The organism is Amycolatopsis solani (assembly GCF_033441515.1).
Lineage (GTDB): Bacteria > Actinomycetota > Actinomycetes > Mycobacteriales > Pseudonocardiaceae > Amycolatopsis > Amycolatopsis solani.
Map to the genome: position 1 here is coordinate 1,543,587 of NZ_JAWQJT010000002.1, position 26,580 is coordinate 1,570,166.

Consider the following 26,580-nt stretch of genomic DNA (forward strand, 5'->3'; position numbering starts at 1 on the left):
CTGTCACTTGCTGACGTTCTTCCAGCCGTCCTCGAGCTGCTTCGCGAGGCCGGCCGCGTCGATCTTCTGGGCGAGGAACTGCTGGTAGGCCGGCGTCGCGACGGTGTCCTTCCACTGCGCGTACTTCCCGGCGAACAGGTAGGGCGCCGAGGTCAGGTGCTCACCGGAGGCCAGGATCGCGTCCCAGCCGTTCTTCCCGGCGAGCTTGGTGGCCAGTGCCTGGCGCGCCGACGTCGTCGGCGGGATCAGGGCGTCGGCTTCGTTGATCGCGGCCAGGTTTTCGGTCCCGGTGAAGAAGTCCACGAACTCCGCGGCCTCCTTGACGTGCGCCGAGTCCTTGTTCACCGACAGCGTCTGCGGGTTCGCGGCCTGCGCGGGCCCGGCCGAGCCGGCCAGCGGCGGCAGGACCACCCAGTCGAAGCCCTTCGGCGCGTCCTTGGCGATGTTGGCCGCCTGGTAGGACCCCTGCACGGTCATCGCGATCTGCCCCGCGTAGAACGGCGCCAGCGCCTTCGTGCCGGACTGCGTCAGCGTGACGGGCAGGATCGATTTGTCCTGGTGCGCCATCGCGTCGACGAGCTGCGGCAGCGCCTGCTCCCCCGGCCCGGCCGTCAGCTTGGCGTCGTTGCCGGTGCCCTCGAAGTACTTGCCGCCGAACCCGGGCGCCAGCGCGACGAACGCCGCCGTCGGGCTCGACAGGCCCCAGCCGAGGCCGAACTTGCCGTCCTTGGTGGCCGCCTTGGCGATCTCGCGCAGCTGGTCCCACGTCATCGAGGCACCGGTCGGGATCGTGACGCCGGCCTGCTGCAGCTGGGTCTTGTTCGCGAAGACCACATAGGACTGCAGCTCGGTCGGCTGGGCGATCACCTTGCCGTCGACCGTGACCGAGTCGAGGACGCCCTTCGGGATGTCCGCGCGCTTCTCCGCCGAGAGGTACGGCGTGAGGTCGGCGAGGAAGCCGTCCGTGGCGAAGGGCGCGATGCCGGCCGCCTCGTAGTGCACGATGTCCGGCGCCGAACCGGCGTTGAACTGGGTGATCAGCTTGTCGTAGACGCCGTCCCAGCCCGCCGGCACGATCTTGACCTGCACGTCCGGGTGCGCCTTGTTCCAGTCGCCGACGATCTTCTGCGTCGCGGCGATGGCGGCGGGCTGGTCGGACAGGGACTGGAAGGTGAGGGAGACCGGACCGTCCCCGCCGTCGCCGCTGCCCCCGCCACCGCAGGCGGTGAGCAGCAGTCCGACGGCCGTCAGTGCGCCGGCGACCAGTGTGCGTCGTGTCTTCATCGACCGACCTTTCGAGCGTTTCTTTTGAGGGGCAGAGCTTTGGGGGGACTGGGGGTTCATCCCTTCACCGCCCCGGCCATCAGGCCGCCGGTGAGCTTCTTCCGCAGGATGCCGAAGAAGACGATGCTGGGGATGGCCGCGAGCACGGCGCCCGCGGCGAGCGGGCCGAGGGCGACTTTGCCCTCCCCGCCGACGAACATGGTGAGGGTGATGGGCAGGGTGTAGTTCTCCGGCGACTGCAGCAGCACCAGTGCGAAGAAGAATTCGTTCCACGACGAGACGAAGCTGAACATCGCGGTCGCGACCACGCCGGGCGCGAGCAGCGGGAAGACGATCGTGCGCAGCACGGTCAGCCGGCTCGCGCCGTCCACCGCCCCGGCTTCCTCGAGTTCCACCGGGATCGCGGCGACGTAGCCCTGCAGCATCCACAGCGCGAACGGCAGCATGTACGTCGTGTGCACGAGCGTCAGGCCGGCGAGGTTGTCGGCCAGGCCCAGCGTCCGCAGGATGAGGAACAGCGGCAGGATGATCAGCACCACCGGGAACACCTGGCTGACCAGGATCCACCCGACGCCGGCCGCGCGCACCTTGCCCTTGAGCCGCGCGAGGACGTAGGCCGCGGGCACGGCGATGAGGACCGACAGCGCGGTCGAGGCCAGCGCGACGATCAGGCTGTTGGCCGCGGACCGGATCAGGCCCTGCTTGTCGAGCGCCTCGGAGTAGTTGTCCCAGTGCCATTCGCTCGGCAGCAGGCTCACCGTCAGGGAGTTCAGCTCGCCCGACGACTTCACCGACGCGGAGACGAGCCACAGCACGGGAAAGCCGAGGAACAGGATGTAGAGCGCGAGGGCGAAGTACTGCGCCGGGCGCACGAGGACGCGCATGGTCACCGCCCCTTCGCGGCACGGTCGTCGCGGAACTGCGACCGCAGGTAGACGGCGAGGATCAGGACCACCACGACGACGAGCACGAGGCCCATCGCGGCGGCGCGGCCGATTTCGCGGTTCTTGAAGGCTTCCAGGTAGATGAACAGCACCGGCACCATCGTCTTCCCGCCCGGGCCGCCCGCGGTGAGGACGTAGACCAGCGAGAACGAGTTGAAGTTCCAGATGAAGTTCAGCGACGTGATCGAGGTGACGATCGGGCGCAGGCTGGGCCACGTCACCGCGGTGAACCGCCGCCACGCACCCGCCCCGTCGACCGATGCGGCCTCGTGCAGTTCGGCCGGGATCTGCTGCAGGCCGGCCAGGAGCGTCACCGTGGTCTGCGGCATGCCGACCCAGACGCCGACGACGATCACCGCGGGCAGCGCGGTCGAGAAGTCGCCGAGCCAGTTGACGTCGTCGGGCAGGCCGACGCCGCCGAGGAAGGCGTTGAGCGGGCCGCCGTTGGCGGAGTAGATCATCTGCCACATGATCGCCACGACGACCGGCGGCATCGCCCACGGGATGAGCGCCAGGACCCGCGTCAGGCCCTGCAGTTTCAGCCCGGAGTTCAGCAGCAGCGCCAGTCCCATCGCGGCGGCCAGCTGGAGCAGCGTCACCCCGACGGTCCAGATCAGGCCGATCCGCAGCGAGTCCCAGAACAGGTCGTTGCCGGCGAGCCGGACGAAGTTGTCGACGCCGGCGAAGCCGTAGTCGGGGTGGCGCACCAGGCGCGCGTCGGTGAAGGCGAGGAAGATGCCGACGACCAGCGGGGCGACGCTGAGCACGAGGATCGGGATCAGCGACGGCAGCACCAGCGCGATCGCCTCGCGCCGCCGGGTGCGGGCCAGGACGGGCTTCTTCTTCCCGGCCGAGGGCGCCGGGCGGGTCAAGGTCGCGGTCATTGCGCACCTCCCGTCGATTCACGGACCCGCAGCTGCGGGCCGACGGTGATCTGCTGCGCGTCGTGGTCCGGGTAGTCGGCGAGCTGCAGCATGATCCGGGCGGCGGCGCGCCCGCGTTCGGTCGAGCCGAGGGACACGCTGGTCAGGCTCGGCTGGAAGACCCGGCCGAGCTCGGTGTCGTCCATGCCGGTGATCGCGACGTCGCCGGGTACGGAAAGGCCTTTCTCACGGACCGCGCGGATCGCGCCGATGGCGAGCAGGTCGTTGGCCGCGACGAGCGCGTCAAGGCTCTGGCGAGCGAGCAGCGTCCGGGCGGCTTCGAGCCCGGCGGTGACGGTGAAGTCGGCGGCGATCTCCTGGTCCACCCGCTCGAAGGCGGTCGTCTCGGTGGCGGCGTCGAAGCCGCGCTGGCGGGACGCGCCCGGCGTGGTGTCGAGCGGCCCGTTGAGGAACCCGACCCGGCGGCGGCCGATGGCGTGCAGGTGGGCCACGGCAGCGCCGATCCCGCCGGCGGAGTCGGTGGAGACCGAGCTGATCCCCCGGTCGTCCAGTGCCCGCCCGATCACCACGACCGGAACGGGGGCCTGCTGGATCTCGCGGATGAGCCGGTCGTCGGTCCGCAGCGGGCTGACGATCATGCCGTCGACGAAGCCGCTGTTGAGGCTGCGGACGAGCTCGGTGGTCGAGGTCGCGGTGTCACCGGTGGTCATCACGACGACGCGGTAGCCGTGCGGTTCGAGGACTTCGTGGATGGCCCGCATCATCTCGACGTAGACGGGGTTGCCGATGTCCGCGACGGCGAAGGCGACCTGGAAGGTCTTCTTCAGCCGCAGCGACCGCCCGATCGCGTCCGCGCTGTAGCCGAGCTCGGCGGCCGCGGCGCGGACCCGCTCGACCATCGCCGGGCTCGCGCCCGTCCCGTGCAGCGCCCGGGAGGTCGAGGCCAGTGACACCCCGGCGCGCTCGGCCACCTGCAGCAGCGTGGCGCGTGTTGACGTCATCGTCGCTTCCTCGGGTCAGGTGCTGGAAACGTTTCCAACTTCGGTTACCGGTGTTGGAAACGTTTCCAATCGGATTAATCCCGATACTGACACCCGTTCGGCGGTCGTGTCAACACAGCACGGAGCGCGCCCGCCCGGTCACCTGGATGTAGTGAATGACTCATTCAGGTCGTCGGACGACAGGAATGAGTCATTCACTACATCGGGGCCGGGCCGCTCAGCCGACGACGTCGATCTCGAACGGCTCCGCGGCGCTGTACTCGAGGTCCGCCCACAGCGCGCCCGGCAGCGAGAACCGGCGGTGGGAGGTGAGGCGGTCGTCGTAGTCCGGGTCGGACTTCGGGTTGTGGCCGACGCCGACCTTGTCCGAGCCCCACGCGAAGATGTTGCCGACCCACATCGGCTTCGCCACGCCGTCGCGGTTGATGCGCGGGCGGACGATGACCGCGGCGCCGAGGCTGCCGGAGAGGGTGAGCCGGACCGTGTTGGAGCCGGCGTTGGGCGGGGTGACGGTGATGCGTTCCATGAACTCCACTCCGGTTTCGGTGGCAAGGGGTGCCGGTGACGGTGCGTCGACGCCGGGCCAGAAGTCGGCCACGACGGAGATGTCGATGCCGGGCTCGACGTCGAGCAGGTACTGCGCGGCGATCGCGCCCGGCGGGATTTCGCGCCGCCCGGTGGCCGTCGCGATCCAGTACAGCGGCGGCTCGACTCCCTGGTCGGCGAACGCGGCCTTGACCTTCGGCCACGTCGACCGGTTGCAGTAGACGACCGGGTGCGCGAACCCCGACCGGCGCCGCATCGCCGCCCAGCCGGGCGCTTCCTCGGGCCGCGCGTCGCCGGGTTCGACGTCGAGGACGTGACCGTCGTTCGTGGACGCCTTCTTGACGATCTCCACCTTCAGCGCGTCCGGGAAGAGCGCCCAGTCGTCGTCGGTCCACGGCGCGAGCTTGATCCGGTCGATGTACCCGGCCACCATCACCGGCCGCCGGTCCTTCTTCAGGATGTTGCGCGCGGTGAGCGCGTCGTACATGGTGCGCATCGGCTGCCTCGAAACTCGGCTCGGTGGACAACTGCCCCTCCACCATCGCCGAGCTCCGGGCGCCGCCACCACGGCGAAGAGGGCGCCCCTTGGGGCAGCCTCGCCGTACCTATCGAACGATCGGCGCGGAATTCGTTGCACCGCAACCGGTTTCGCTACTCTTCCCGCAACTGTTCCAGACTGGCGGTCCGCCACAGCACCGGCAGTGTCGCGGCGGTCACCACCAGCACGGCGGCGGCCGCGGTCGCCGTCAGCACGCCGATCATCGCCAGGTCGGCCGCCATCGGGCGGTGCACCACCATGGTGAGCAGCAGCCAGTCGAGCCCGAGCCCGGCGAGCACGGCGACGACGACCGCCACCGCCACCGGGATCGCCAGCTGCCACACCAAGGACCGCGCGAGCACGCCGCGTCCGACGCCGTTCGCCATCAGCGCGGCGAGACTGCGCCTGCGTTCGCGGAGCTGTTCCCACGCCGCGATCAGCAGGCTGCCCGCGGCGAGCAGCAGCACCAGGACCGAGCCCACCGACAGCACCCGCGTGAGGAAAGCGTAGGTACCGTCCCGTTCGGTCCCCAGCGAGGCGACGATCCCCTTCCAGCCCACGATGTTGCGCACCTGCTCCACCACATCGGGTCCGGCGGCGGGGATCCGCGCGTTGGAGCTCAGCCCGATGCTCGTCGCGGTGCGCAGCGCGCCCGGCGTGACGCGCAGTCCCGGTGTTTCGCCGGAGTGCACGTGGTAGCGGTCCGCCGGGACCGTCCACTGTGGAGGGCCGGTCCCGGCGAACCGGACCTGGTCACCCGGACCGGGCGCCCCGGGGCCCGTCGCGTAGACGTCGCCGTCGCGGCAGCCCGCGATCGCGAGCTCGGCGCACGTCTCCACGACGATCGAGGACCGCTCCCCCGCCGCGGTCCGCACCAGTCCCCGGGTTTCCACCGGGACACCGGCCAGCCCGGGCAGGGCGTGCAGGGCGGCGGTGAACGCGTCGACGTCGGCGAGGCTCGTGACGAACGCCGTGGCCATCACCCGGACGTCACCCACCGGCGGCTCGTCGCGCTCCACGCGTGCGTAGACCCCTTGCAGCGCAATGGATCCGGCCAGCACGACGGCGATACCGCCGACCAGGCGCGCCGCCGTCGCGCTGTCGAGCTGGAGCCGCCGCACGGCCAGCAGCCAGGCGGGCGAACCGCCGTGGAGCACGCCCGCGACGCGCTCGACGAGCCACGGCAGCACGAGCGGCACGGCCGTGAGGACGAGCACGACGCCGGCGATCACGGCGGGGTCGAGCGCGTCTCCGGTCCCGGCCCGCACGGCCAGCAGCACCCCGCCGGCGACCGCGGGTACCAAGCGCCACCACAGTTTCCGCCGCAGCCGCGTCCCGCGCCGGACGACTCCGAGCGGCTCGACGACGACCCGCCGCAGCGCGAAGACGGCCGCCGCGCAGGCCAGCAGCGGCAACGCCAGCAGCGCGGGGACGCCGAGCCGCCAGTCGGGCACGACGTCGGCGGCGAAGATGCCGCCGCGGAAGGCGGACACGGTGATCAGCGGGACGAGCAAGCGCACGAGCAGGAACAGCACCCCGCCGACGACGAGCCCGGCGAACGACCCGAGCAGCGCTTCACCGGCGGCGATCCGGCGCACCTGGCCGCGGTCCGCACCGACCAGCCGCAGCGCGGCCAGCCGCCGGTCGCGCGAGGCGGCGGCGAGCCGGGTGCTGGTGACGACGAAGACGAACACCGGCACGAGGCAGGTCGTCGCCCCGACCACGACCAGGAGCAGCTGGAGCGGATCGAGCCCCCGCCGCAGTGGTTCGCCGCCGAACCCGCTGACGAGCTCGGCGCCGGGCTGCGTGGCGACGGCCGCGGAGCCGACGTAGAAGTACAGCTCGTTCGGCCCGGTCAGCCCGGCGTCGCCGATGGTGCCGATCACCCGCTCCGGAAAGCGCGGCCGCAGCAGCTCCCCGTCCGGCGACCGCAGGAGGCCGGCGAGCGCGGGCGAAAGCACGGCCTCACCGGGCCCGGGCAGCCGTCCGACCCCGGGTGCGGCCGGCAGCCGCGGCCCGGTCGGCTGCACGACGTGGCCTTGGAGGCCCCGCCCGCGGAACTCGTCGTTCCGATCGACGGCGTAGACGGGATCCACCCCGTCGACGGCCGCGGCGACGGCCATCCGCCCGGCGGAGCGATCGGAACGAGCCCCGAGCATGTGCGGCAGCGAGGTGGCGGCGAGCAGCACGACAACGCCGAGCCCCACCCCGGCGGCGGTGAGGGCGAGACGCGCCCACGCGGTCCGCACCCCACCACCGCCGAGCGCGAGCCGCATCCCGAGCCCGAAGTCGGCGACCCAGCGGCGGATCATCGAGTCACCGCCGGCTGCCGGAGCCCGTGGCCGACCTCGATCGGCCTCGGCCGGACCCCGGTTGCCCACGGGGGCCGCCCGCCGCCGGCCCGGCGGCGGCCTGCCTCGGGTGGCCCGGGCACCCACCAGCGCCGCGCGTCGGCCACCCCACGCCAGCTCACCCCGGACCGCTCCACCACATCCGCCGCCCCACGACGACGGCCCACCTCAAGCACGCCCGGCCGGACCCCGCGCACCCACCGAGACCACCCGTCGGCCACCCCACGCCGGCCCGCCGCGAGCGCCGTCATCGGGTCGCCTCCAGCTGACGGGTGCGGCCGTCGCGGACGACTACCTCGCGGTCCGAGTACGCCGCCACCCGCGCCTCGTGCGTCACCAAGACCACCGCCGCGGCGCGGTCGCGGGCTGCGGTCGTCAACAGCTGCATCACCTGCTCGCCGTTGAGGGAATCCAGGGCTCCCGTCGGCTCGTCGGCGAACACCACGCGCGGGGTGGTCACCAGGGCGCGGGCCACCGCGACGCGCTGGCCCTGGCCGCCGGACACCTCGCCCGGGCGCTTCCGCTCGATGCCCGTCAGGTCGAGCTCCGCCAGCATCGCGCGGGCCCGCTCCGCCGCGACCCGGCCGCGGACGCCGTTCAGCCGCAGCGGCAGGGCCACGTTCTCCAGGCACGTCAGCTCCGGCACCAGCTGCCCGAACTGGAACACGAAGCCGAAGTCGGTGCGCCGCAACGCCGAGCGTGCCCGGTCGGTCAGGCCGGCCAGGTCGGCGCCGTCGTAGCGGACCGTGCCGCCGTCCGGCCGGACGATCCCGGCCAGGCAGTGCAACAGCGTCGACTTGCCCGCCCCCGACGGCCCCATCAGCGCCACGACCTCCCCCGCGTGCACCCGCAGGCTCGCCCCGGCCAGCGCGTCGGTCGGCCCGTAGGCCTTCCGGACGTCCGCCGCTTCCAGCACCACGGCGCTCACGCGATCTCCTTCGCCAGCTGGTCGAGCCGGGCCGCGGTCAGTTCCAGCCAGCGGAGGTCGGCCTCCAGGTGGAACAGCGCGTGGTCGCAGATCAGCTGGTCGACGAGGTCGCCCGCGGTCTTGCGGCGGGTCAGCTCGCGCATGGCGTCGAGGTGCGCCGACCGCTGGACGTCGAGGACCTCGGCGGCCGGCCGCCCGGACAGCAGCGCGAGCACCACCTTCGTGTACAGCGTGTTCTGCAGGTACGCGTCGGGCTTCTCCGGCGTCCCGAGCCAGGCACCGACGTCGGCGACCCCCGCGTCGGTGATCGCGTAGCGCTTCCGCTCGGGGCCGCCGTCGACCTCGACGCCGTCGGCCTCGACGAGCCCCTGCTTCAGCAGCCGCGCGAGGGTCGAATAGACCTGGCCGTAGTGCACCCGGCGGTCGTGCCCGAACCGGTCGTCGTACGCGCGTTTCAGGTCGTAGCCGTGCCGGGGGCCGCCCTCGAGCAGCCCGAGCAAGGTGAGTCCGATCGACATGCCGGCGACTGTACACGGTGTGTATAGCTAGAGTTTATACACCCCGTTCATAGTGATCACCGCTCCTCGATCGCCGCCGCCAGCACCGCCCGCAGCGGCGTCGCCGGGCGGCCCAGGAGCTCCTCCAGAGCCGGTCCGGTGACGGCGAATTCGCCACGGCGGGCCGCGTGGAACATGCCGAGCAGCAGGGTCGCCCGGGCCTCGGGAACGCCGTGCCCGGTCAAGCCGGCCACCCACTCGCCGTCCTCCGCCACGACCCGCCGGACCGGACGGCCGGTGAGCTCCGTGAGCAGGCCTGCGACGTCTTCGAGGTCGAGGGCGACGGGCGCGGTCAGCGGCGGCGTCGGCCCGTCGAACCGGCCCTCGGCGGCCAGGATGACCGCCGCCGCCTCGGCGAGGTCGGCGTGGGCGGTCCACGACACCGGCCCGTCGGCGGGCGCGACGAGTTCACCGGTCCGCAGCGCCTCCCCCAGCAGCAGCGGGACGGTGGCGGCGTAGAAACCGTTGCGCAGCGCGGTGAACGGCAGGCCCGCCGCCGCGAGATGACGCTCGGTCGCCGCGTGGTCGGGCATCGGCGCGAAAAGCGAATCCGCGGCGGCCGCCTGGTGACTCGTGTAGAGCACGCGCTTCACCCCCGCCTCGCGCGCGGCGTCGATCGCCGCGGCGTGGTACGCGAGAGCGGTTTCCCCGGTCGAGTCCGCCGAGACGACCAGCACCTGCGCCGCACCCTCGAACGCCCCGGCCAGCGACGCCGGATCCGCGAAGTCGCCGCGGCGCACGCGGACACCCCGCTCGGCAAGCCCGGCAGCCCGCGCGGGCTCGCGGACGCTCACGCCGATTTCGCCGGCCGGAACCCGGTCGAGGAGGTGGCCGACGATCTGCGAGCCGAGCTTGCCGGTACCCCCGGTGATGACGATCATGGTGCTCCCCTTCGTTAACGTTGTTAGTAACTACGTTAGCACCATCGCTAGCAGTCGTGCGTTACCATCGAAACCATGAGCCGCACGGAAACCCGCGAGAAGATCGTCGAGACGGCCGCGCGGCTGCTCCAGGAGCACGGGGCCGCCGCCGTGACGGTCCGCGCCGTCGCCCAGGCGGCCGGCCTGCAGGCGCCCGCGCTCTACCGGTTCTTCGAGGACAAGGACGCCCTGCTCGACGCCGTCGCCGAGTACGTCTTCACCACCTACGTCGCCGCGAAGTCGGACACCGCGGGCACCGGCGACCCGGTGGCCGACCTGCGGGCGGGCTGGGACGCCCACATCGGCTTCGGGCTCGCGAACGCGGCCCTCTTCGGCCTGCTCGTCGTCCCCGGCCGCGTCTCCCCCGCGGCGGAGGCGGGCCTGGCGGTCCTGCGCGGCCGGATCCACCGCGTCGCGGAGACCGGACGGCTCCGCGTCCCCGAGCCGCTCGCCGTCGAACTGGTCCACGCGGCCGGCACCGGCACGGTGCTCACCCTGCTGGCCGCGCCCCCGGCGAGCCGCGACCTCGGCCTCGCCGACGCGATGTGGGAGGCGGTCACCCACCGGATCCTGACCGGCGACCCCGCACCGGACGCCGGTCCCGCGCCGCTCACCGACGCCGAACGCGCGCTGCTGGCCGAATGGCTGGCCCGTCCCCGCCGGTGAGTGATTCCCCGCCAAGGGGTTTGCGCGATTCGTGGACACTTTCGTCTGCGGTGTAACAACTATCGGACTCCACGCGCCATAGGGGACAGCGTTCGCGCTTGCCCGGTCCCCGCCGCACGAGGAGTTCGTGATGGGTTCTCGAAGATCAAGACGCGCCTGGGCGCTCGGCGTCGTCGTCCCGCTCGCCCTCGGCTTGGCCGTGGCCACCGCGCCACCGGCCGCCGCCGTCCCCGCCGGGTTCACCGACACCGTCGCCATCGGCGGGCTGAGCTCGCCGACCGCCGCGGCGTTCGCCCCCGACGGGCGCGTGTTCATCGCCGAGAAGAGCGGCCTGCTCAAGGTGTTCGACTCGCTCGCCGACCCGACGGCCACCGTGTTCGCCGACCTCCGCACCCCGACCCAGGACTTCTGGGACCGGGGCCTGCTGGGGCTCGCGGTCGACCCCGCGTTCCCCGCCCGGCCCTACGTCTACGTCTCCTACACGCTCGACGCCGAGCCGGGCGGCACCGCACCGCGCTGGGGCGACACCTGCCCCACCCCGCCGGGCGCGACCGACCGGGGCTGCGTCGTCACCGGCCGCGTCTCGCAGCTGACCATGGGCCCGGACGGCACGGCGGTCAGCGAGAAACCGCTGGTCACCGGCTGGTGCCAGCAGTTCCCGAGCCATTCGATCAGCTCGCTGGCCTTCGGCCCGGACGGCGCCCTGTACGCGGGCGGCGGCGACGGCGCCAGCTTCAACTTCGCCGACTACGGCCAGGTCGGGAACCCCTGCGCCGATCCGCCGTCGCCGGCCGGCACGAACCTCTCCCCGCCCGCCGCGGAGGGCGGCGCGCTGCGGTCGCAGTCCCCGCGCCGGGCGGCCGGGCAGCCGGTACTGCTCAACGGCACGATCCTGCGCATCGACCCCGACACCGGCGCCGGGCTCCCCGGCAACCCGTTCGCGGGCAGCGCCGACGCCAACGCCCGCCGGATCATCGCTTACGGCGCCCGCAACCAGTTCCGGTTCGGGTTCCGGCCCGGCACGAGCGAGTTGTGGGCCGGCGACGTCGGCTGGAACACCTGGGAAGAGATCAACCGCGTCGCGAGCGTCGGCGACGGCGTGGCCGAGAACTTCGGCTGGCCCTGCTTCGAGGGCAACGCCCGGCAGGCCGGTTACGACGGCGCGAACCTCGACCGCTGCGAATCGCTCTACTCCGCGGGCGGCCAGACCGCGCCGTACTACAACTACAACCACAACGCCAAGGTCGTGGCGACCGACCCGTGCCCGACCGGCGGCTCCTCGATCAGCGGCATCGCCTTCGAGTCCGGCAGCACCTATCCGGCCGAGTACGCCGGCGCGCTGTTCTTCGCCGATTCCTCCCGCGGCTGCATCTGGGCGATGCAGACGTCCGGCGGCCAGCCGAGCCCGAGCCGGCTGGTGCCGTTCGTGACCGGCGTCAACGTGCCCGTGCAGGTGCTCACCGGCCCGGGTGGCGACCTCTTCTACGTCGCGCTCGGCGCCGGCGAACTCCACCGGGTCGGCTACCCCGGCGGCACCAACCGGCCACCGGTCGCCGCGGCCACGGCGACGCCCTCCAGCGGGCCCGCGCCGCTCACCGTCCAGTTCGACGGCACCGGGTCCACCGATCCCGACGCCGGCGACACCCTGTCCTACGCGTGGGACCTCGACGCCGACGGCGCGTACGACGACTCCACGGCGCCCCGGCCCACCTGGACCTACGCCGCCGCGGCGGCGGTCGACGCGGGGCTGCGGCTGACCGACTCACGCGGCGCGTCGGCGACCACGACGGTCCGGGTGACCGTCGGGAACCCGGCCGGGCTCGACCCGGTGCCGGTCATCGACGCACCCGACCCCGCGTTCACCTGGTCGGTCGGCCAGAGCGTGCCGTTCGCCGGCCGCGCGATCGACGCGCAGGACGGCCAGCTGCCGCCGTCGGCACTGTCCTGGCGGCTCGCGATCCGGCACTGCGCGGCCAACGGCACCTGCCACACCCACAACGTCCAGGACTTCCCGGGCGTGGCTTCGGGCTCGTTCGTCGCGCCCGACCACGAGTACCCGTCGTACCTGCAGCTGACGCTGACCGCGACGGACTCGACCGGCCGCACCGGGTCCAAGACGATCGACCTGCAGCCCAAGACGGTGACGCTGAACTTCACGTCGAGCCCCAGCCAGGCGATGCTCACCGTCGGCGGGACGCAGCAGCGGACCCCGTTCTCCCGCACGGTGATCGCCGGGTCGGTCAACTCGATCAGCGCGAACAGCCCGCAGAACCTGCCGCCGGCCAACCTCAAGTACGCCTTCACCAGCTGGGCGCACGGCGGGGCCCGGACGCAGAACGTCGTCGCGCCGCCGACGCCGGCGACGTACCGGGCGAACTTCCGGCTCTGCTGGCTGCTCCAGCCCTGCTGAGCGGGTGGCCCGGCCCCTCGCGCGGGGGCTGGGTCAGCCCTCGGGCACCTTCGTCTTCTCCGCCTTCTTCGACTCTTTCGCCGCCTGCTTCGATTCCTTGGCGGCCTGCTTCGACTCCTGCTTCGCCTCTTTTTCGGCCTGCTTGGACTCTTTCGCCGCTTGCTTGTCGTTCGTGGCCGTCCCGCCGGTGCCGGTGGTCTCGACCGGATCCTCGCCCGCGGCCGCTTCCCCGGACGTCGCCGGCGTGGGCGGCGCGGACGTGAGCTGCGCTTCCGGCGTGGACCGCGAGTCGCCGCCGGCCGGGACGCCCGCCGCGGACCGGCCCGGAACCGGTTGCACCGTCGAGCCTTCCGCGCCGGGAGCCGCGGGCGGCGCGAGGTCGGACGTGCTCGCGCCGATGGTCACGGTCGTGACCAGCGCCGCGCCCGCCGCGGCCACCTTCGCCGCGGTGGCCCACGACAACGCGGACGTGCCCGCCCCCGACGAGGCGATCGATCCGGTGGCGGACAACCACTGCGACACGACCGGGACGCCCAGGATGAGCGGGGCGATCGCCCCGGGCAGCTCCTCGTTGAGCAGCCGGAGGCCGCCGGCGAGTTCCCGGCAGTCCGGGCAGCGGTCGAGGTGGGCGGTGATCCGGTGGGCCTTGTGGTCCCCGATCCCGTCGCGCACGTACCGGGCCAGCTGCCCGGAGACGGCCTTGCAGTTCCGCCGCCGCGCGGCCGGCACGTGCTGGTCCAGGTAGGCCTGGCGCAGACCCTCGCGGGCGCGGTAGGCCAGCGCGGCGACGCCGTTCGGCGTCATCCCGATGTCGGCGGCGATCCGCGCGGGCGATTCGCCGTCGATTTCGGTCCGCCACAGGACAGTTCGCCACCGTTCGGGCAGGCTCGCGAACGCATCCGCGGCGACGCTCGCGTGCAGCCGGCTGGCCACCGGCTCGTCGCTGCCCCCGCCCGGCAGGACGTCCGGCACCTCCGCGACGAGCGAAACCGCCGAGTCACGCCGCCGCCAGCTGATCATCGTGTTCCGGATGGTGGTCAGCAGGTACGGCCGGAAATCCTCGTCCGGACCGTCCCCGGAGCGCAGAATCCGCAGTACGCGGGTGAATCCTTCCGCGATCAGGTCGTCGCGCTCGGCCTCGCCGGCCGCGATCGCGGCCGCCACCCGGCGCGCGGCACCGAGGTGCCGGTCGTACAACCGGCCGTACGCGGCGATGTCCCCGCCGCGCACGGCCTCGATCAATGCCGCGTCGCTCGGGCCGTCCACCGTCCCGGCCGTCGCCGGCGCCACCTCGGTCACCACTCCCCCTCGCCCGTGCGCTTGCACGTGCAGAACGTTCCGCGAATAGTCGCGCAACGAGTGACACCCGCGCAAGGTTGCGGCGCCGGAAGGACTTTCCGGATTTCTTCGGATCCGGGTGGCCGGCACCGTCGATCCGCCGGTTCCCGAGCCGGCGCTACCGGCCGGTAGAAACGGCGAGCGTCCGATGTGGACAGTGACGGGCCCGCCCCGGCGACCGGGGACGGGCCCGCCACCGGAGGAGTCAGTTCGTGTCGAGCGCGAGCGCGAGGTCGGCGATCGGCAGCGGGAGCTGACCGACGTTCGCCGCCTCGCCGTTCAGCAGGTTCACGCTGTACAACGCGGCTTGGCCGAGCGGCGAAAGCAGCGTCGCGAACGCCGTCACCGACGCCGCTTTGCCGTTGACGAGGTCGCTGAAGATGTCGAAGCCCGCGTTGGGACCGGCCTCGACGGTCAGCGCCCCGGTCGGGGCCAGCGTGCCGTTGTTGGCGGGCGACTGGATGACGACCTGGTCCGTGGTCGTGTTGATGCCGAAGAGCGTCGTGGCGCTGTCGGGGTTGAGGTCGTTGTTCGTGTACGCCGAGGCCGTGACGCCGCGGGCGGGCCCGGTCGACGGCGGGGTGGTGAGGATCGCGTCCTCGATCGTGGTGCCGTCGTTGAGGTTGTGGCGCAGGTTCTGGCCGTTGTCGCTGACCACCCGGAGCCGGTCGGCGGCCGGGTTGAAGTCGACGCCGAAGTTGGTGCCGTAGAGCGGGACGGTGAGCTGGGAAACCTTCGTGACCACGACGTCGGCGGTCACCGGCGGCATGGTGATGGTGTAGATGCCGCCCTTGGTGCCGACCCCGTACAGCAGGCCGTTCTGGACGCGGAAGTCGATCCCGATCAGGGCCGTGTCGCCGACGAGCCCGGTGACCACCCGGACCCAGTCGAGCACCTGGGGCCGGTCGGTGGTGAACGTGGCCATCAGCGTGCCGTCGCTCGAGATGCCGTACGCCCGCAGGCCCGTGGCCTGCGCCGCGCTGCTGCCCGCCGTGGCGACGCTGATCCCGGTGGCGGCCGCCAGTACCGCGGCCGCGGCGGCGAACCCCTTCTTGAGCCGTGCCTTCATCGTGCTCTTCCCCTCCGTGTGCGTTCCGTGGGCGTCGGACGCTATTCGGACGAACTGGACAGGCATTGGACGCCGGCTGGACTGGGCGCATCGGCGTCTTGCGGCCCCCGCCGGCGCGCAGCACATTGGGGTGACACGGAAAACGAGGGGGTAGCCATGCGAGCACTGGTCCTCGCGGCGGCGTTGGTCGCCGCCGTCCCGGCCCCTTCGGCCGCCGCGGCCGAACGGACGTGCTGGACCACGGAACCGGTGACGCTCGGCGTCGAGGGGGCCTGGGCGTACACGTACGAGGTTTCGTGGTGCGCCGAGGGAACGGAGATCACCACGGTCGACCCGGCGGTCACGCACCAGGTGCTGAACCCGGTGTGCCGCTGGGTCGGCAGCATCGAGGAGTCGGTGACCAAGACCCCGGACGGCGCGGCCCGCCAGGCGTTCAACCTGAGCGAGTTCTCCTGCCCGGCCGACATCGGGGCCAAGGGCGTGAACCCGTGGGTGATCATCCTCCTGCACGCGGACGGGACGTACGCGGTGACCGACACGGGCATCCACCTGTAGCGAGCGGGGAGGTGCGGGACCGCCCAGGTCCCCGAACCACGGCGCCGTGACCCCGGCGGCAACTCCCGCCACCGGCCCCCCGGCCACGGCGCCGTGCCCCGCCCTGCCCTGCGTCGCACTGTCCGGCCCTGCCCTGCCTCGCACTGTCCGGCCCTGCCCCGCCCTGCACTGTCCGGCCCTGCACTGTCCGGCCCTGCCCTGCCCTGCCCTGCCGGCACTGTCCGGCCCCGGCCCAAGCGCCCCAATGTGGCATTGGGTGCGTCAGACGCACCCAATGTGGCGTTCGGTGCGTCTGACGCACCGAACGCCACATTGGGGCGCTGGCGCGGTGACAACAACGGGAGCGTCGCGGGACGAGTGTGGCCGCTCAGCCGAGGCGGGACAGGAGCTCGCGGGTGCGGGTCTCCCCCAGCCCGTGCCCGGTCTCCCGGTGCACCGCCAGCGCCCGTCGCGCGCAATCCGCGGCGGCGCCGCTTTCCCCGCGTGCCAGCAGGACCCCGGCCAACGCGGTCAGCGCCTGTCCCTGCAACGCCCGGTAACCCGCGCGCTCCGCCAGCACCAACGCCTCTCGCGCCGGTCCCGGATCCCCAGCCGCGGACGCGAGGCCGATCAAGGCGTCCACTTCCGGATAACGGTCGCCCGTCTCCCGGATCAGGTCCAGCGCCTGGCCGTACCGGCGGACGGCTTCCGGCCGGCCGCCGAACCGGGCCAGCACGGCCGCCAACGCGGCCAGCGCCTCCGCTTCCGTCCGCGGATCCCCCGCCTCGCGGGCCAGTGCCAGTCCGGCACGAGCGTCGTCGAGGGCTTCCTCGCGGTGGCCGAGATCGGCGTGAGCCAGGGCCAGCCTGCTGAGCGTTTCCGCTTCGCCGCCCCGGTTTCCCGCCTCGCGCTGCAGTTCCAGCGACCGGCCGAGCAGCTCGACCACCTCCGCCGGACGGCCGCGGGCGCGCTGGACCTGCCCGAGGTTGGCCAGGTTGATCGCTTCGCCGTAGCTCGACCCGATCCGGCGGTACCGGCGTAGCGCCTGCCCGTAGTGGTCGGCGGCTTCCGCGAGCCTGCCCATCTCCCAGTGGACGAGCCCGAGGTTGCCGAACGCGACGGCCTCCCCCGCCGGCTGGCCGATCCGCCTGCTCAGCGCGAGGCCGCGGCCGAACCGGGACGCGGCGGCCGTCAGCCGGCCGGACTGCCAGTAGACGCACCCCAGGTTCCCGAGCACGGCCGCCTGCGCCTCCGCCCAGTCCGCCTGCCGCGCGAGCAGCAGCGCGGCCGTGTACAGCCGGACCGCCTGGCGGTAGCGGCCCTGGCGGAAGTGCAGGTCGGCCAGGCTGAGCCGGCCCGCCGCCCGCGCGCGGGGTTCGCCGTCGGCGTCGGCGGCGCTCAGGCCCGCTTCAGCCGCCGCGAGCCACTCGGCGCGGCGCATGCACATCCAGAAGTAGCCGCGCAGCGCGTCGGCGAGCTGCCACGCCACCCGCCGGGGGCCGTGGCGCGCGGCGGACTGGACGGCCGCGACGAGGTTGCCGCGTTCGGTGTCCAGCCAGTTCGACGCCTCGGCCAGCTCGGTGAACGTCCGGCCGCCGGGCCCGGGCAGCCGCAGCATGTGCGGGTAGAGCACCCGCGCCGCGCCGTCCACCGCGCCGAGGTACCAGGCGTACAACCCGTTCAGCGCGCGTTCGCGGTCCGCCGCGGGCTCGAACCGCCCGGCCAGCTCGGCGGCGTACCGGCGCAGCAGGTCGTGGAAGCGGTACCGGCCCGGCGCGTGCGGTTCGACCAGGTGCGCGCCCGCCAGCCGGTCCAGCAGCGCGGCCGCCTCCGCCGGGTCGAGGCCGGCCAGCGCGGCGACGGCCTCGGCGCCGATGTCCGCGCCGGGCACCAGGCTCAGCAATCGGAACAGCCGCTGCGCACCGGCGGGCAGCGCGGCGTGGGACAGGTCGAACGCGGTCCGCACCGCCGTCTGCTCGTCGCCCTGCACCGCCAACGCCGCGAGGAGATTGCCCTCCCGCAGTTCCGCGACGTAATCCTCGATGCCGGAGCCGGGCCGGTCGGCGAGATTGGCCGCGGCGATCCGCAAGGCGAGCGGGAGGTGCACGCACAGCTTGGCGAATTCGACGGCCGCCTCCGGTTCGGCGCGGACGCGGTCGTGGCCCAGCACCCCGGCCAGCAGCTCGACGGCGTCGTCGGGACTCAGCACGTCGAGGGTGAGCCGGCGCGCGCCGTGCACGGCGACCAGCCCGGTCAGGCGATCGCGCCCGGTCACCACGACGAGGCAGCCGGGCCCGGCCGGCAGCAGCGGCCGGACCTGCGCGGGGTCGGCCGCGTTGTCCAGCAGGACCAGGATCTTCCGGTCGGTCGTCAACGTCCGGTACAGCGCCGCCGCGGTCTCGACGTCGGCGGGCACCCGGTCCGACGGAATCCCCAGCGCGGACAGGAACTGCGTGAGGATTTCGATCGCCGGCGCCGGCGGGACCGGGGCGTGGCCGCGCAGGTTCGCGTACAGCTGCCCGTCCGGGAACCGGTCCCGGACGCGGTGCGCCCAGTGCACGGCCAGTGCGGTCTTGCCGACGCCCGCGGTGCCGGAGACGGCCGCGATCGGGCCCGGCAGATCGTCCAAAAGGGACAGTTCGGCGGTCCGGCCGGCGAACCCGCTGGGTTCGGCGGGCAGCTGCTTCGGGATCCGCTGCGCCGTCCGGGGTTCGGCGGGCACCGCGACGGCGTCGTCGCGCAGCAGGGCGGTGTGCGCGGCCAGCAGTTCCGGGCCCGGGTCGATCCCGAGCTCCTCGACGAGCCTGCCCCGCACCGCGCGGTAGTGCCGGAACGCCTCGCCCCGCTGGCCGAGCGCGTGGTGGGCGCGGATCAGCAGGGCCTGCGCGGCTTCGTCGAGCGGCTGTTCGGCGGCGGCTTCGGCGATGCCGGGCAGCACTTCCGCCGCGGCACCGCCGTCGATCATCGCGCCGGCGTAGCGGGAAAACGCTTCCCGGCGCTCGGCGACCAGGGAAACGACCTTCGGATGCGCGGCCAGCGGCGGCAGATCGGCCAGCGGACGGCCGCGCCACAACCGCAGCGCCTCGCCGAGGGAGGCCACGAGCCGGGCCGTGTCGGCGTCACGCTGCGCGCCGGCCGCCTCGGCCAGCAGTTCGCGGAACCGCCACAGGTCGACGTCGACCGCGTCCCGCCGCACGGCGTAGCCCCCGCCGACGTGCGGCAGCACCCCGCTGCCCGCCCGCGGCGCGCGCCCGGGTTCCAGCAGCCGCCGCAGGTGCTTGACGTGCGTCTGGACGACGTTCACCGCGCTCGGCGGCGGCCGGTCGCCCCACAGGGTGTCCACGAGTTCCCGCCGCGCCACGGCGTCCCCGCCGGCGAGGGCGAGCAACCCGAGCACCGCCCGCCGCCCGGGCGGCCCGAGGTCGAGCTCGACCCCGTCGCGCCATGCCCGCAACGAACCCAGCACCTGGACGCGCACCGACCTCGTCGCCACCCTGGTCCCCACCTATCGGCTGCTGCAAGGGAAGTTAGCGGGCGCGGCCACCGGCGGACAAGGAAGTGGCTCCGCTCGGGCTAAGCCGGCCCGCGGCCGTTGTTGCCCAAAACTGGAACGTGTTCTAGTCTGACGCCGTTGGAAGGGAGCCCGATGGACGAGCAGGCGATGCGGTACCCGAACCACCTCGGCCACCTGGTCGTGTCCGCCCTCAAGCGCCACCGGGACAAGCCCGTGATGGTGCTCGGCGACACCACGCTGACCGGGGGCCGGACCGCCGAACAGGTCAGCCAGTACGCCCAGGCCTTCGAAGCGCTCGGCGCCGGCACCGGCGCGCCCGTCGCGCTGCTGTCGCTGAACCGGCCCGAAGTCCTGCTCGTCATCGCCTCCGGGCAGGTGCAGGGCTCGCGGCGGACCGCGCTGCACCCGCTGGGCTCACTCGACGACCACGCCTACATCCTCGGCGACGCCGGCATCACCACACTGATCATCGACCCGGTGCCCGCCTTCGTCGAGCGCGCGCTCGGCCTCCTGGACAAGGTGCCCGGGCTGACGCAGGTGCTCACCATCGGGCCGGTGCCCGACGCGCTGTCGCACGTCGGCAAGGACCTGACCGCGGCCGCCGCCGGCTTCGAGCCGAAGCCGCTCGTCCCGGTCGAACTGCCGCCGGACCAGGTCGTTTCCATCACCTACACCGGCGGGACCACCGGGAAACCCAAGGGCGTCATGGGTACCGCGCGGGCGATGACCACGATGACCCAGATCCAGCTCTCCGAGTGGGAATGGCCCGAAGCGCCGAAGTTCCTCATCTGCACGCCGCTTTCCCACGCCGGCGCGGCGTTCTTCGCGCCGACGCTGCTCAAGGGTGGCTCCCTGGTCGTGCTGCCGAAGTTCGACGTCGCCGAAGTGCTGCGCGTCATCGAGCAGGAGCGCATCACCGCGACCATGCTGGTGCCGACCATGCTCTACGCGCTGATGGACCACCCCGACTCGCGCACCCGCGACCTCTCGTCGCTGCAGACGGTCTACTACGGGGCGGCGTCGATCAACCCGGTGCGGCTGCGCGAGGCGATCGACCGGTTCGGGCCGATCTTCGCCCAGTACTACGGCCAGTCCGAAGCCCCGATGGCGATCAGCTACCTCGCCAAGGGCGACCACGACGACGCGCGGCTGGCGTCCTGCGGGCGGCCGTCGGCCTTCCTGCGCACAGCGCTGCTCGGCCCGGACGGCGACCCGGTGGCCCCCGGCGACCCCGGCGAGATCTGCGTGGCCGGCCCACTGCTCGCCGGCGGCTACTGGAACCTGCCGGAGGTCACCGCCGAGACCTTCCGCGACGGCTGGCTGCACACCGGCGACGTCGCCCGCGAGGACGAAGACGGGTTCTGGTTCATCGTCGACCGGGTCAAGGACATGATCGTGACCGGCGGGTTCAACGTCTTCCCCCGCGAGGTGGAGGACGTCGTCGCCGAGCACCCCGCGGTCGCGCAGGTCGGCGTGATCGGCACCCCGGACGAGAAGTGGGGCGAGGCCGTGACGGCGGTCGTCGTGCTGCGCGAGGCCGCCGACGAGGCGGCGATCGAGCGCCTCACCGGCGAGATCCAGGCGGCGGTGCGGGAGCGCAAGGGCCCGGTGCACGTCCCGAAGCAGGTGATCGTCGCCGCGTCCCTGCCGATGACGGGGCTGGGGAAGCCGGACAAGAAGGCGCTGCGGGCCCAGTACGAACGACACGGCGCCGCCGTGTAGGGCGTTATACGGCAGGCCCGCGCCGCACTTCGGCCGTGATCCCTCCTGCGCTATGCTGGTACTCAACTAATTTACTAGGTGAGGTACCGCATGAGCAGCTTCCGCAAGGCCGTCGAGGCCCGCGACCCCGACGCCATGGCCGCGACGCTCGCGGAGAACGTCGTGTTCCGCAGCCCGGTGGCCTTCAAGCCCTACCCCGGCAAGGCGATCACGGCCGCGATCCTGCGCGGCGTCCTGCGCGTCTTCGAAGACTTCCGGTACGTGCGCGAGCTGAGCGGCGGCGAAGGCCGCGACCACGCCCTCGTCTTCGAGGCCCGGATCGGCGACGTGCGGGTCGAGGGCTGCGACTTCCTGCACCTGGACGCCGACGGCCTGATCGACGAGTTCACCGTGATGGTCCGCCCGCTGTCGGCGGCCCAGGCGCTGGCCGAAGCGATGGCGGCGCAGTTCGGGCAGATCCAGCGGGAAGCACTCAACTAAGTGAGCATGGCACTGCGCCACGCGCTGATGGCGGCGCTGCTCGAAGGCGAGGCGTCGGGCTACGACCTGGCGAAGGGCTTCGACGCCTCGGTCGCGAACTTCTGGGCGGCCACCCCGCAGCAGCTCTACCGCGAACTCGACCGCATGGCGGCGGACGGCCTGGTCTCGGCGCGAGTCGTCCACCAGGAGCGGCGGCCGGACAAGCGCTTGTTTTCCCTGACGGAGGAGGGCTACCGGTCCCTGCACGAGTTCACGGCACGCCCGCCCCGGCCGGGGGTGATCCGCGACGAGCTGATGGTGCAGGTCCAGGCACTCGACGTGGGTGACGAGGCCGCGGTGCGCACCGCGCTCGAGGAGCGGATGGCGCGCGCGGAGGCGAAGATCGCCCGGTACGAGCGGCTGCGCGCACGCCTGCTGGACGGCCGCTTCGAGGACGACTACCTGGCCGAGGCGGCGCGGATCGGCCCGTACTTGACGCTGATGCGCGGCCTGGCGTTCGAGCACGAGAACCTCCGCTGGTGCGACCAGTCCCTGAAGATCCTGCAGCGCCGGGCAGCCGAGCGCGCGGGGCCCGAGCAGGTTGCGGCCGACCAGCCGGGCCCGAGCGCGCGTGAGCGGGGGTAGCAAGCGTGGGCCAGCGCCGCGCGCCGCAAGGCGGTCGGCGCTCGGGGCGAGCGCCCCAATGTGGCGTTCGGTGCGTCCAGCGCACCCAATGTGGCGTTCGGTGCGTCCAGCGCACCCAATGTGGCGTTCGGTGCGTCCAGCGCACCCAATGTGGCGTTCGGTGCGTCTGACGCACCCAATGCCACATTGGGGCGCATCCCCGGCCGTCAACGAAACCCGAACGGGCGGCCGGGGTGTGACCCGTCAGCTCACGCCGGCGTCGTGGGCCAGGATCGCGACCTGGGTGCGGTTCGCCGCCTCCAGCTTGGCCATGATGCGTCCGATGTGGACTTTCACCGTCGACTCGCTCACCACCAGAGCCTTCGCGATCTCCGCGTTGCTCAGGCCGCGTCCGATGTGGACGGCCACGTCGTGCTCGCGCGGCGTCAGCACCGACAGGCGGGCGCGGGCCCGGGTGCGGCCGCCGCCCGAGGCGAAGTCCGTCAGCAGACGCTTGGTGATCTTCGGGGACAACATCGCCTCGCCGCGCGCTGCCACGCGGACCGCGGTCACCAGTTCGCGGGGTGGGGTGTCCTTGAGCAGGAAGCCCGCCGCGCCGTGGCGCAACGCCGTGTAGACGTACTCGTCGACGTCGAACGTCGTCAGCACCACCACCGCCGGGGCCGCCGGGTGGCCGGCCAGGCGCTTGACCACCTCGAGGCCGCCGACCTTCGGCATCTGGACGTCGGTGAGCACGACATCCGGCCGGTAGCGGTCGGTCAGCTCGACCGCGCGCGAGCCGTCGGTGTCCTCCGCGACCACTTCGAGGTCGTCGGCCGACTCGAGGATCATCCGGATGCCGCTGCGGACCAGTTCCTCGTCCTCCAGCAGCACGACCTTGACCGTCACTCCGTCTCCCCTCCGACCGGGAACCCGGCCAGCACCCGGAACCGGCCGTCGCCGGTCGGGCCCGTGCGCAGGTCGCCGCCCGCCAGTTCCACCCGTTCGCGCATGCCCACCAGGCCGTAGCCGGACCCCGGGACGGCGCTGCCGTGCGGGGTCAGCCGGTTGGTCACCTCCACCGCGAGGCAGTCGCCGGTGACGTCCAGCCGGACCTCGACCGCCGCGTGCGGGGCGTGCTTGCCCGCGTTGGTCAGTGCTTCCTGGACGACCCGGTAGACGGCGCGGCCGACCTGGTCCGGCACCGCCGGCAACGGGTCCGGCAGCGCCAGCTCGACCCGCGCACCGGTCGCGGTGACCTCTTCCACCAGGTCTTCCAGCGACGCGAGGACCCCGGCACCGGGCGCTTCCACGGCGTCGTCGCGCAGCACGCGCAGGATGCCCCGCAGCTCGTCGAGCGCGGTCGCGCTGGTGGCCCGGATCGTCTCGGCGGCCTGTTCGGTCTTCTCGTCCGGGGCCCGCAGCGACAGCGCGCCCGCCTGCAGCGCGACCGCCGTCACGCGGTGGGCGACGACGTCGTGCATCTCCCGTGCGATCCGCCGCCGTTCGGCGAAGACCGCCTGGTCGGCCAGCAGCGTCCGGGTGCGCTCGGCCTCGTCGGCCCGCTCGCGCAGCACCGCCAGCAGCGCGGCCCGCTGGTGCATCCACAGCCCGGCCAGCACCGGGCCGAGCACGAAGAAGCCCAGCACGGTCACCACCAGGGTGAAGCTCGCCGGCGCCCGCAGCACCGGCACGACGTTCCCGGCGATCCCGGCGACGACGACCGCCAGCCCGGTCACGACGCTCACGCCGTACCGGACCGCGACCGAGTACTGCGCCACCATCAGCGGCAGCAGCGTCACCCCGGCGGGCATGCACGCCACCGCGACCAGCAGCACCAGGAACGGCCAGCGGCGCCGGACCAGCAGCGCGAGCCCCGAGACGATCACCGCCGGGACGTAGAGCGCCGGGTGCGGGTCACGCGGGTCGCCGCCGGCCAGGGTCACCGCGATGACCGCCGCCGCCACCGCGACGTCGAGCGCGAGCAGGACGGCACGCCCGTCCCACCACGTCAGCGCTCGCCTCATCGTGCCCAGGCTAGGGCGCGCCCGCTCAGCCGTCACGGCGAGGCAGGGTGAACGTCACCGCCGCGAGCCCGGCGACGACCAGCACCGCGAACACGGTGGTCCCGGACAGCGCGGACAACGCCGTGCCGGTGAACGGCAGCGCGGTCACCGGCACCCGCGCGAGCACGGCCAGCGTCGTCTCGCCGGCGAACACCCACACCGCGAACGCCCCGATCGCCAGGCCGGTGTGCCGCAGCAGCCCGCCGAGTGCGACCCCGGCGAGTCCGGAAAGGACGGTCAGCAGCAGCACCCCGCCCACCGCCCTGCCTGCCGCCCCCGCGCCGGCAGGCAGGGCGCCCCCGCCGGTGAGCACCCCGGCGGCGGTCAGCACCACCATCAGCACCCCGCCGAGCACCCCGAGCCCGGCGACGACCAGCGCCCGCGCCGCGACGATCCGCGCCGGCGAGCGCAGCACGAGCCGCGTGGTGGCCCAGGTGCCGTGCTGGTGGTCGAGCCCGAACGCGGCCACCCCCGCCGCGGCGACCAGCAGCGCGCCCACCCGGTCGGCGAGGCCGAGCGCCGAGGTGAACGCGTCCAGGCTGCCCAGGTCGCGCTTGAGTCCCCAGTACAGCCCGGACGCGAACTGCACGGCCCCGGCGCCCGCGAGCAGCAGCCACGTCGACCGCAGCGAACGGACCCGGAACCATTCGTAGGCCAGGGCGTGCTTCACGACGCCACCCCCGCCGAGCCCCCGGCGCCCCACGGCCCCACCGCACCCTGGCAACGAATTGCCACGGCGCCGACCGACCCAGACGCCGGCTGGCAGCCACCAAGCGACCCCCTCACGACGCCACCCCCGCCGAGCCCCCGAGCGCCCCACGACTCCGGCGCCCCCATCACGACCGCACCCCGGCAACGACCGGCCACGGCGCCGACCGACCCAGACGACGGCCGGCGACCACCGAACGACCCCCTCACGTCGCCACCCCCCGGTGCCGGACGGCGGCCGCGGTCGCGGCCAGGAAGGCGTCCTCCAAGCCGCTCCGCCGGACGAACAGCTCCCGAACCGCGACCCCGGCCCGCGCGGCGACCGCGGCCACCCGCCCGGTGTCGGCCGTCTCCACGACCAGTTCGCTCGCCGCCTCCTGGCGGACGCGCAGGCCGTCGCGGGCCAGTGCCACCAGCAGCACGCTCGGGTGCTCGACGCGCACCACGACGTCGGCGCGGGCGTGCTCGCGGACGAAGTCGTCCAGTGGCCCGGCCGAGACGAGGCGCCCGGCGCCGATGACGATCAGGTCGTCGGCGAGCAGAGACATCTCCGCGAGCAGGTGCGACGACGCGAGGATCGTGCGGCCCTCCCCCGCCAGCCGGCGCAGCAGGTCGCGGATCCACCGCACGCCCTCGGGGTCGAGGCCGGTGGCCGGCTCGTCGAGGATCAGGTACTCCGGGTCGCCGAGCAGCGCGGTGGCCAGGCCGAGCCGCTGCTTCATGCCGAGGCTGAACCGGCCGGCGGGCCGGTTCGCGACGGACTCGAGCCCGACGGCCGCCAGGACCTCCCGCACCCGCCGCGCCGGCAGGCCGCCGCCCGCGGCGACCATCCTCAGGTGCGCGGCGGCGGTCCGCGCCGGGTGCACCGCCGCGGCGTCGGTGAGCACGCCGACCGTCCGCAGTGGACCGGGGACGTGCGCGTAGTCCCGCCCGCCGAACGTGGTCCGGCCCGCGCCGCGGGTGAGCCCGAGCATCAGCCGGATGGTCGTCGACTTGCCGGCGCCGTTCGGGCCGAGGAAACCGGTGACGACACCGGGCCGCACCCGGAACGACAGCCCCGAGACACCGGTGCCGCCGCGGTAGGTCTTGGTGAGCCCCTCCGCGACGATCATCGGCGGACGGGGAGGTAGGCGTCGCGGCGGCCGACCGCGAACCACAGCAGGCTGCCCAGGAAAGGCGCGCAAAAGGCGAAAATCACCCAGACGAGTTTCATGCCGCCGGTCAACCGCGAGCCCAGGATGCTGATGAGCGCCGACAGGAACAGAACGACGAAGGCCAGCACGACAGCGGCGGTGAGGCCGAGCAGGAGCCACGACCAGGTTTGTTCGTGGCCTTGGACCAGGTCGGCGGAGTGCATCGGTTCTCCTTGCGGAAGAGGGGAAAGGCGATGCGTCCATGATCGCTCGTTCCGCACCCGCGCACATCGGGAGTCCGGCGGACCCGGGGTCGGCAGAAAGTACTACTCCGCCCCACGCGCTTGTACGGCTCTTGTACGCCCGCCGCCGACCATCGGCCGC

Annotated in this window: 23 protein-coding genes; 6 read left to right on the plus strand and 17 right to left on the minus strand. The window is 73.2% G+C overall.

Annotated elements, in window-relative coordinates; genetic code table 11:
- Positions 1 to 3 precede the first annotated feature (3 nt).
- The 9 genes from SD460_RS27510 to SD460_RS27550 all read right to left on the minus strand — a co-directional run bounded on the left by SD460_RS27510 (position 4) and on the right by SD460_RS27550 (position 9,914).
- A complete protein-coding gene (locus SD460_RS27510; protein ID WP_290060513.1) occupies positions 4 to 1,284 on the minus strand; it encodes an ABC transporter substrate-binding protein in 1,281 nt (426 codons plus the stop codon).
- A gap of 56 nt (positions 1,285 to 1,340) precedes the next feature.
- Entirely contained in the window at positions 1,341 to 2,168 is an 828-nt protein-coding gene (locus SD460_RS27515) for a carbohydrate ABC transporter permease (RefSeq protein WP_290060516.1), read from the minus strand.
- A gap of 2 nt (positions 2,169 to 2,170) precedes the next feature.
- On the minus strand, positions 2,171 to 3,112 hold the full coding sequence (locus tag SD460_RS27520; RefSeq protein WP_290060518.1) for a carbohydrate ABC transporter permease: 942 nt from the start codon (positions 3,110 to 3,112) through the stop codon (positions 2,171 to 2,173).
- Positions 3,109 to 4,113, minus strand: coding sequence for a LacI family DNA-binding transcriptional regulator (locus tag SD460_RS27525; RefSeq protein WP_290060519.1), 1,005 nt, complete (start codon positions 4,111 to 4,113; stop codon positions 3,109 to 3,111). Before SD460_RS27525 ends, SD460_RS27520 begins: the two co-directional genes overlap by 4 nt.
- 217 nt (positions 4,114 to 4,330) lie before the next feature.
- On the minus strand, positions 4,331 to 5,155 hold the full coding sequence (locus tag SD460_RS27530; RefSeq protein ID WP_290060520.1) for a hypothetical protein: 825 nt from the start codon (positions 5,153 to 5,155) through the stop codon (positions 4,331 to 4,333).
- A gap of 155 nt (positions 5,156 to 5,310) precedes the next feature.
- Positions 5,311 to 7,509, minus strand: coding sequence for an FtsX-like permease family protein (locus tag SD460_RS27535; protein ID WP_318306928.1), 2,199 nt, complete (start codon positions 7,507 to 7,509; stop codon positions 5,311 to 5,313).
- A 286-nt stretch (positions 7,510 to 7,795) separates the two neighbouring features.
- Positions 7,796 to 8,476 (minus strand): ABC transporter ATP-binding protein, encoded by a 681-nt coding sequence (locus SD460_RS27540; protein ID WP_290060524.1) that lies wholly within the window; start codon positions 8,474 to 8,476, stop codon positions 7,796 to 7,798.
- Positions 8,473 to 8,994, minus strand: a complete 522-nt coding sequence (locus SD460_RS27545) for a PadR family transcriptional regulator (protein WP_290060525.1) — start codon at positions 8,992 to 8,994, stop codon at positions 8,473 to 8,475. Before SD460_RS27545 ends, SD460_RS27540 begins: the two co-directional genes overlap by 4 nt.
- Positions 8,995 to 9,050: 56 nt before the next feature.
- A complete protein-coding gene (locus SD460_RS27550) occupies positions 9,051 to 9,914 on the minus strand; it encodes an NmrA family NAD(P)-binding protein (protein ID WP_318306929.1) in 864 nt (287 codons plus the stop codon).
- A gap of 75 nt (positions 9,915 to 9,989) precedes the next feature.
- On the opposite strand from SD460_RS27550, the gene SD460_RS27555 reads away from it, so the two are divergent.
- Together SD460_RS27555 and SD460_RS27560 are read left to right on the plus strand one after the other, a co-directional pair.
- Positions 9,990 to 10,619, plus strand: a complete 630-nt coding sequence (locus SD460_RS27555) for a TetR/AcrR family transcriptional regulator (protein WP_290060529.1) — start codon at positions 9,990 to 9,992, stop codon at positions 10,617 to 10,619.
- 130 nt (positions 10,620 to 10,749) lie between these two features.
- Entirely contained in the window at positions 10,750 to 13,029 is a 2,280-nt protein-coding gene (locus SD460_RS27560; RefSeq protein WP_318306930.1) for a PQQ-dependent sugar dehydrogenase, read from the plus strand.
- A gap of 33 nt (positions 13,030 to 13,062) precedes the next feature.
- Here the strand turns inward: SD460_RS27560 and SD460_RS27565 are convergent, their stop codons facing one another.
- Positions 13,063 to 14,328, minus strand: a complete 1,266-nt coding sequence (locus tag SD460_RS27565; RefSeq protein WP_318306931.1) for a sigma-70 family RNA polymerase sigma factor — start codon at positions 14,326 to 14,328, stop codon at positions 13,063 to 13,065.
- A 244-nt stretch (positions 14,329 to 14,572) separates the two neighbouring features.
- Positions 14,573 to 15,436, minus strand: coding sequence for a DUF4394 domain-containing protein (locus SD460_RS27570; RefSeq protein WP_318306932.1), 864 nt, complete (start codon positions 15,434 to 15,436; stop codon positions 14,573 to 14,575).
- A 156-nt stretch (positions 15,437 to 15,592) separates the two neighbouring features.
- Between SD460_RS27570 and SD460_RS27575 the strand changes: the two genes are divergently transcribed.
- Positions 15,593 to 15,991 (plus strand): hypothetical protein, encoded by a 399-nt coding sequence (locus SD460_RS27575; RefSeq protein ID WP_290063016.1) that lies wholly within the window; start codon positions 15,593 to 15,595, stop codon positions 15,989 to 15,991.
- Between the two features lie 367 nt (positions 15,992 to 16,358).
- Here the strand turns inward: SD460_RS27575 and SD460_RS27580 are convergent, their stop codons facing one another.
- The gene (locus tag SD460_RS27580; protein ID WP_318306933.1) at positions 16,359 to 19,463 is read right to left on the minus strand and encodes an AfsR/SARP family transcriptional regulator; all 3,105 of its coding nucleotides are present in this window, start codon (positions 19,461 to 19,463) and stop codon (positions 16,359 to 16,361) included.
- A 153-nt stretch (positions 19,464 to 19,616) separates the two neighbouring features.
- Between SD460_RS27580 and fadD8 the strand changes: the two genes are divergently transcribed.
- From fadD8 to SD460_RS27595, 3 genes are all read left to right on the plus strand, one after another.
- Positions 19,617 to 21,206: a fatty-acid--CoA ligase FadD8 gene (fadD8, locus tag SD460_RS27585; protein ID WP_290058466.1), complete on the plus strand. Its 1,590-nt coding sequence runs from the start codon at positions 19,617 to 19,619 to the stop codon at positions 21,204 to 21,206.
- A 90-nt stretch (positions 21,207 to 21,296) separates the two neighbouring features.
- Positions 21,297 to 21,686 carry a nuclear transport factor 2 family protein gene (locus tag SD460_RS27590; RefSeq protein ID WP_290058468.1) on the plus strand — a complete coding sequence of 130 codons (390 nt, stop codon included), beginning with the start codon at positions 21,297 to 21,299 and terminating at the stop codon, positions 21,684 to 21,686.
- Positions 21,687 to 21,692: 6 nt separating this feature from the next.
- Entirely contained in the window at positions 21,693 to 22,310 is a 618-nt protein-coding gene (locus SD460_RS27595; protein ID WP_318306934.1) for a PadR family transcriptional regulator, read from the plus strand.
- A gap of 243 nt (positions 22,311 to 22,553) precedes the next feature.
- Here the strand turns inward: SD460_RS27595 and SD460_RS27600 are convergent, their stop codons facing one another.
- The 5 genes from SD460_RS27600 to SD460_RS27620 all read right to left on the minus strand — a co-directional run bounded on the left by SD460_RS27600 (position 22,554) and on the right by SD460_RS27620 (position 26,420).
- A complete protein-coding gene (locus tag SD460_RS27600; RefSeq protein ID WP_290058470.1) occupies positions 22,554 to 23,198 on the minus strand; it encodes a response regulator in 645 nt (214 codons plus the stop codon).
- Positions 23,195 to 24,316: a sensor histidine kinase gene (locus tag SD460_RS27605; RefSeq protein WP_290058471.1), complete on the minus strand. Its 1,122-nt coding sequence runs from the start codon at positions 24,314 to 24,316 to the stop codon at positions 23,195 to 23,197. Before SD460_RS27605 ends, SD460_RS27600 begins: the two co-directional genes overlap by 4 nt.
- A gap of 25 nt (positions 24,317 to 24,341) precedes the next feature.
- The gene (locus tag SD460_RS27610; RefSeq protein WP_290058473.1) at positions 24,342 to 25,025 is read right to left on the minus strand and encodes a hypothetical protein; all 684 of its coding nucleotides are present in this window, start codon (positions 25,023 to 25,025) and stop codon (positions 24,342 to 24,344) included.
- A gap of 244 nt (positions 25,026 to 25,269) precedes the next feature.
- Positions 25,270 to 26,175, minus strand: a complete 906-nt coding sequence (locus SD460_RS27615) for an ABC transporter ATP-binding protein (RefSeq protein WP_290058474.1) — start codon at positions 26,173 to 26,175, stop codon at positions 25,270 to 25,272.
- Positions 26,172 to 26,420: a PLD nuclease N-terminal domain-containing protein gene (locus SD460_RS27620; RefSeq protein WP_290058475.1), complete on the minus strand. Its 249-nt coding sequence runs from the start codon at positions 26,418 to 26,420 to the stop codon at positions 26,172 to 26,174. Before SD460_RS27620 ends, SD460_RS27615 begins: the two co-directional genes overlap by 4 nt.
- Positions 26,421 to 26,580: the final 160 nt, after the last annotated feature.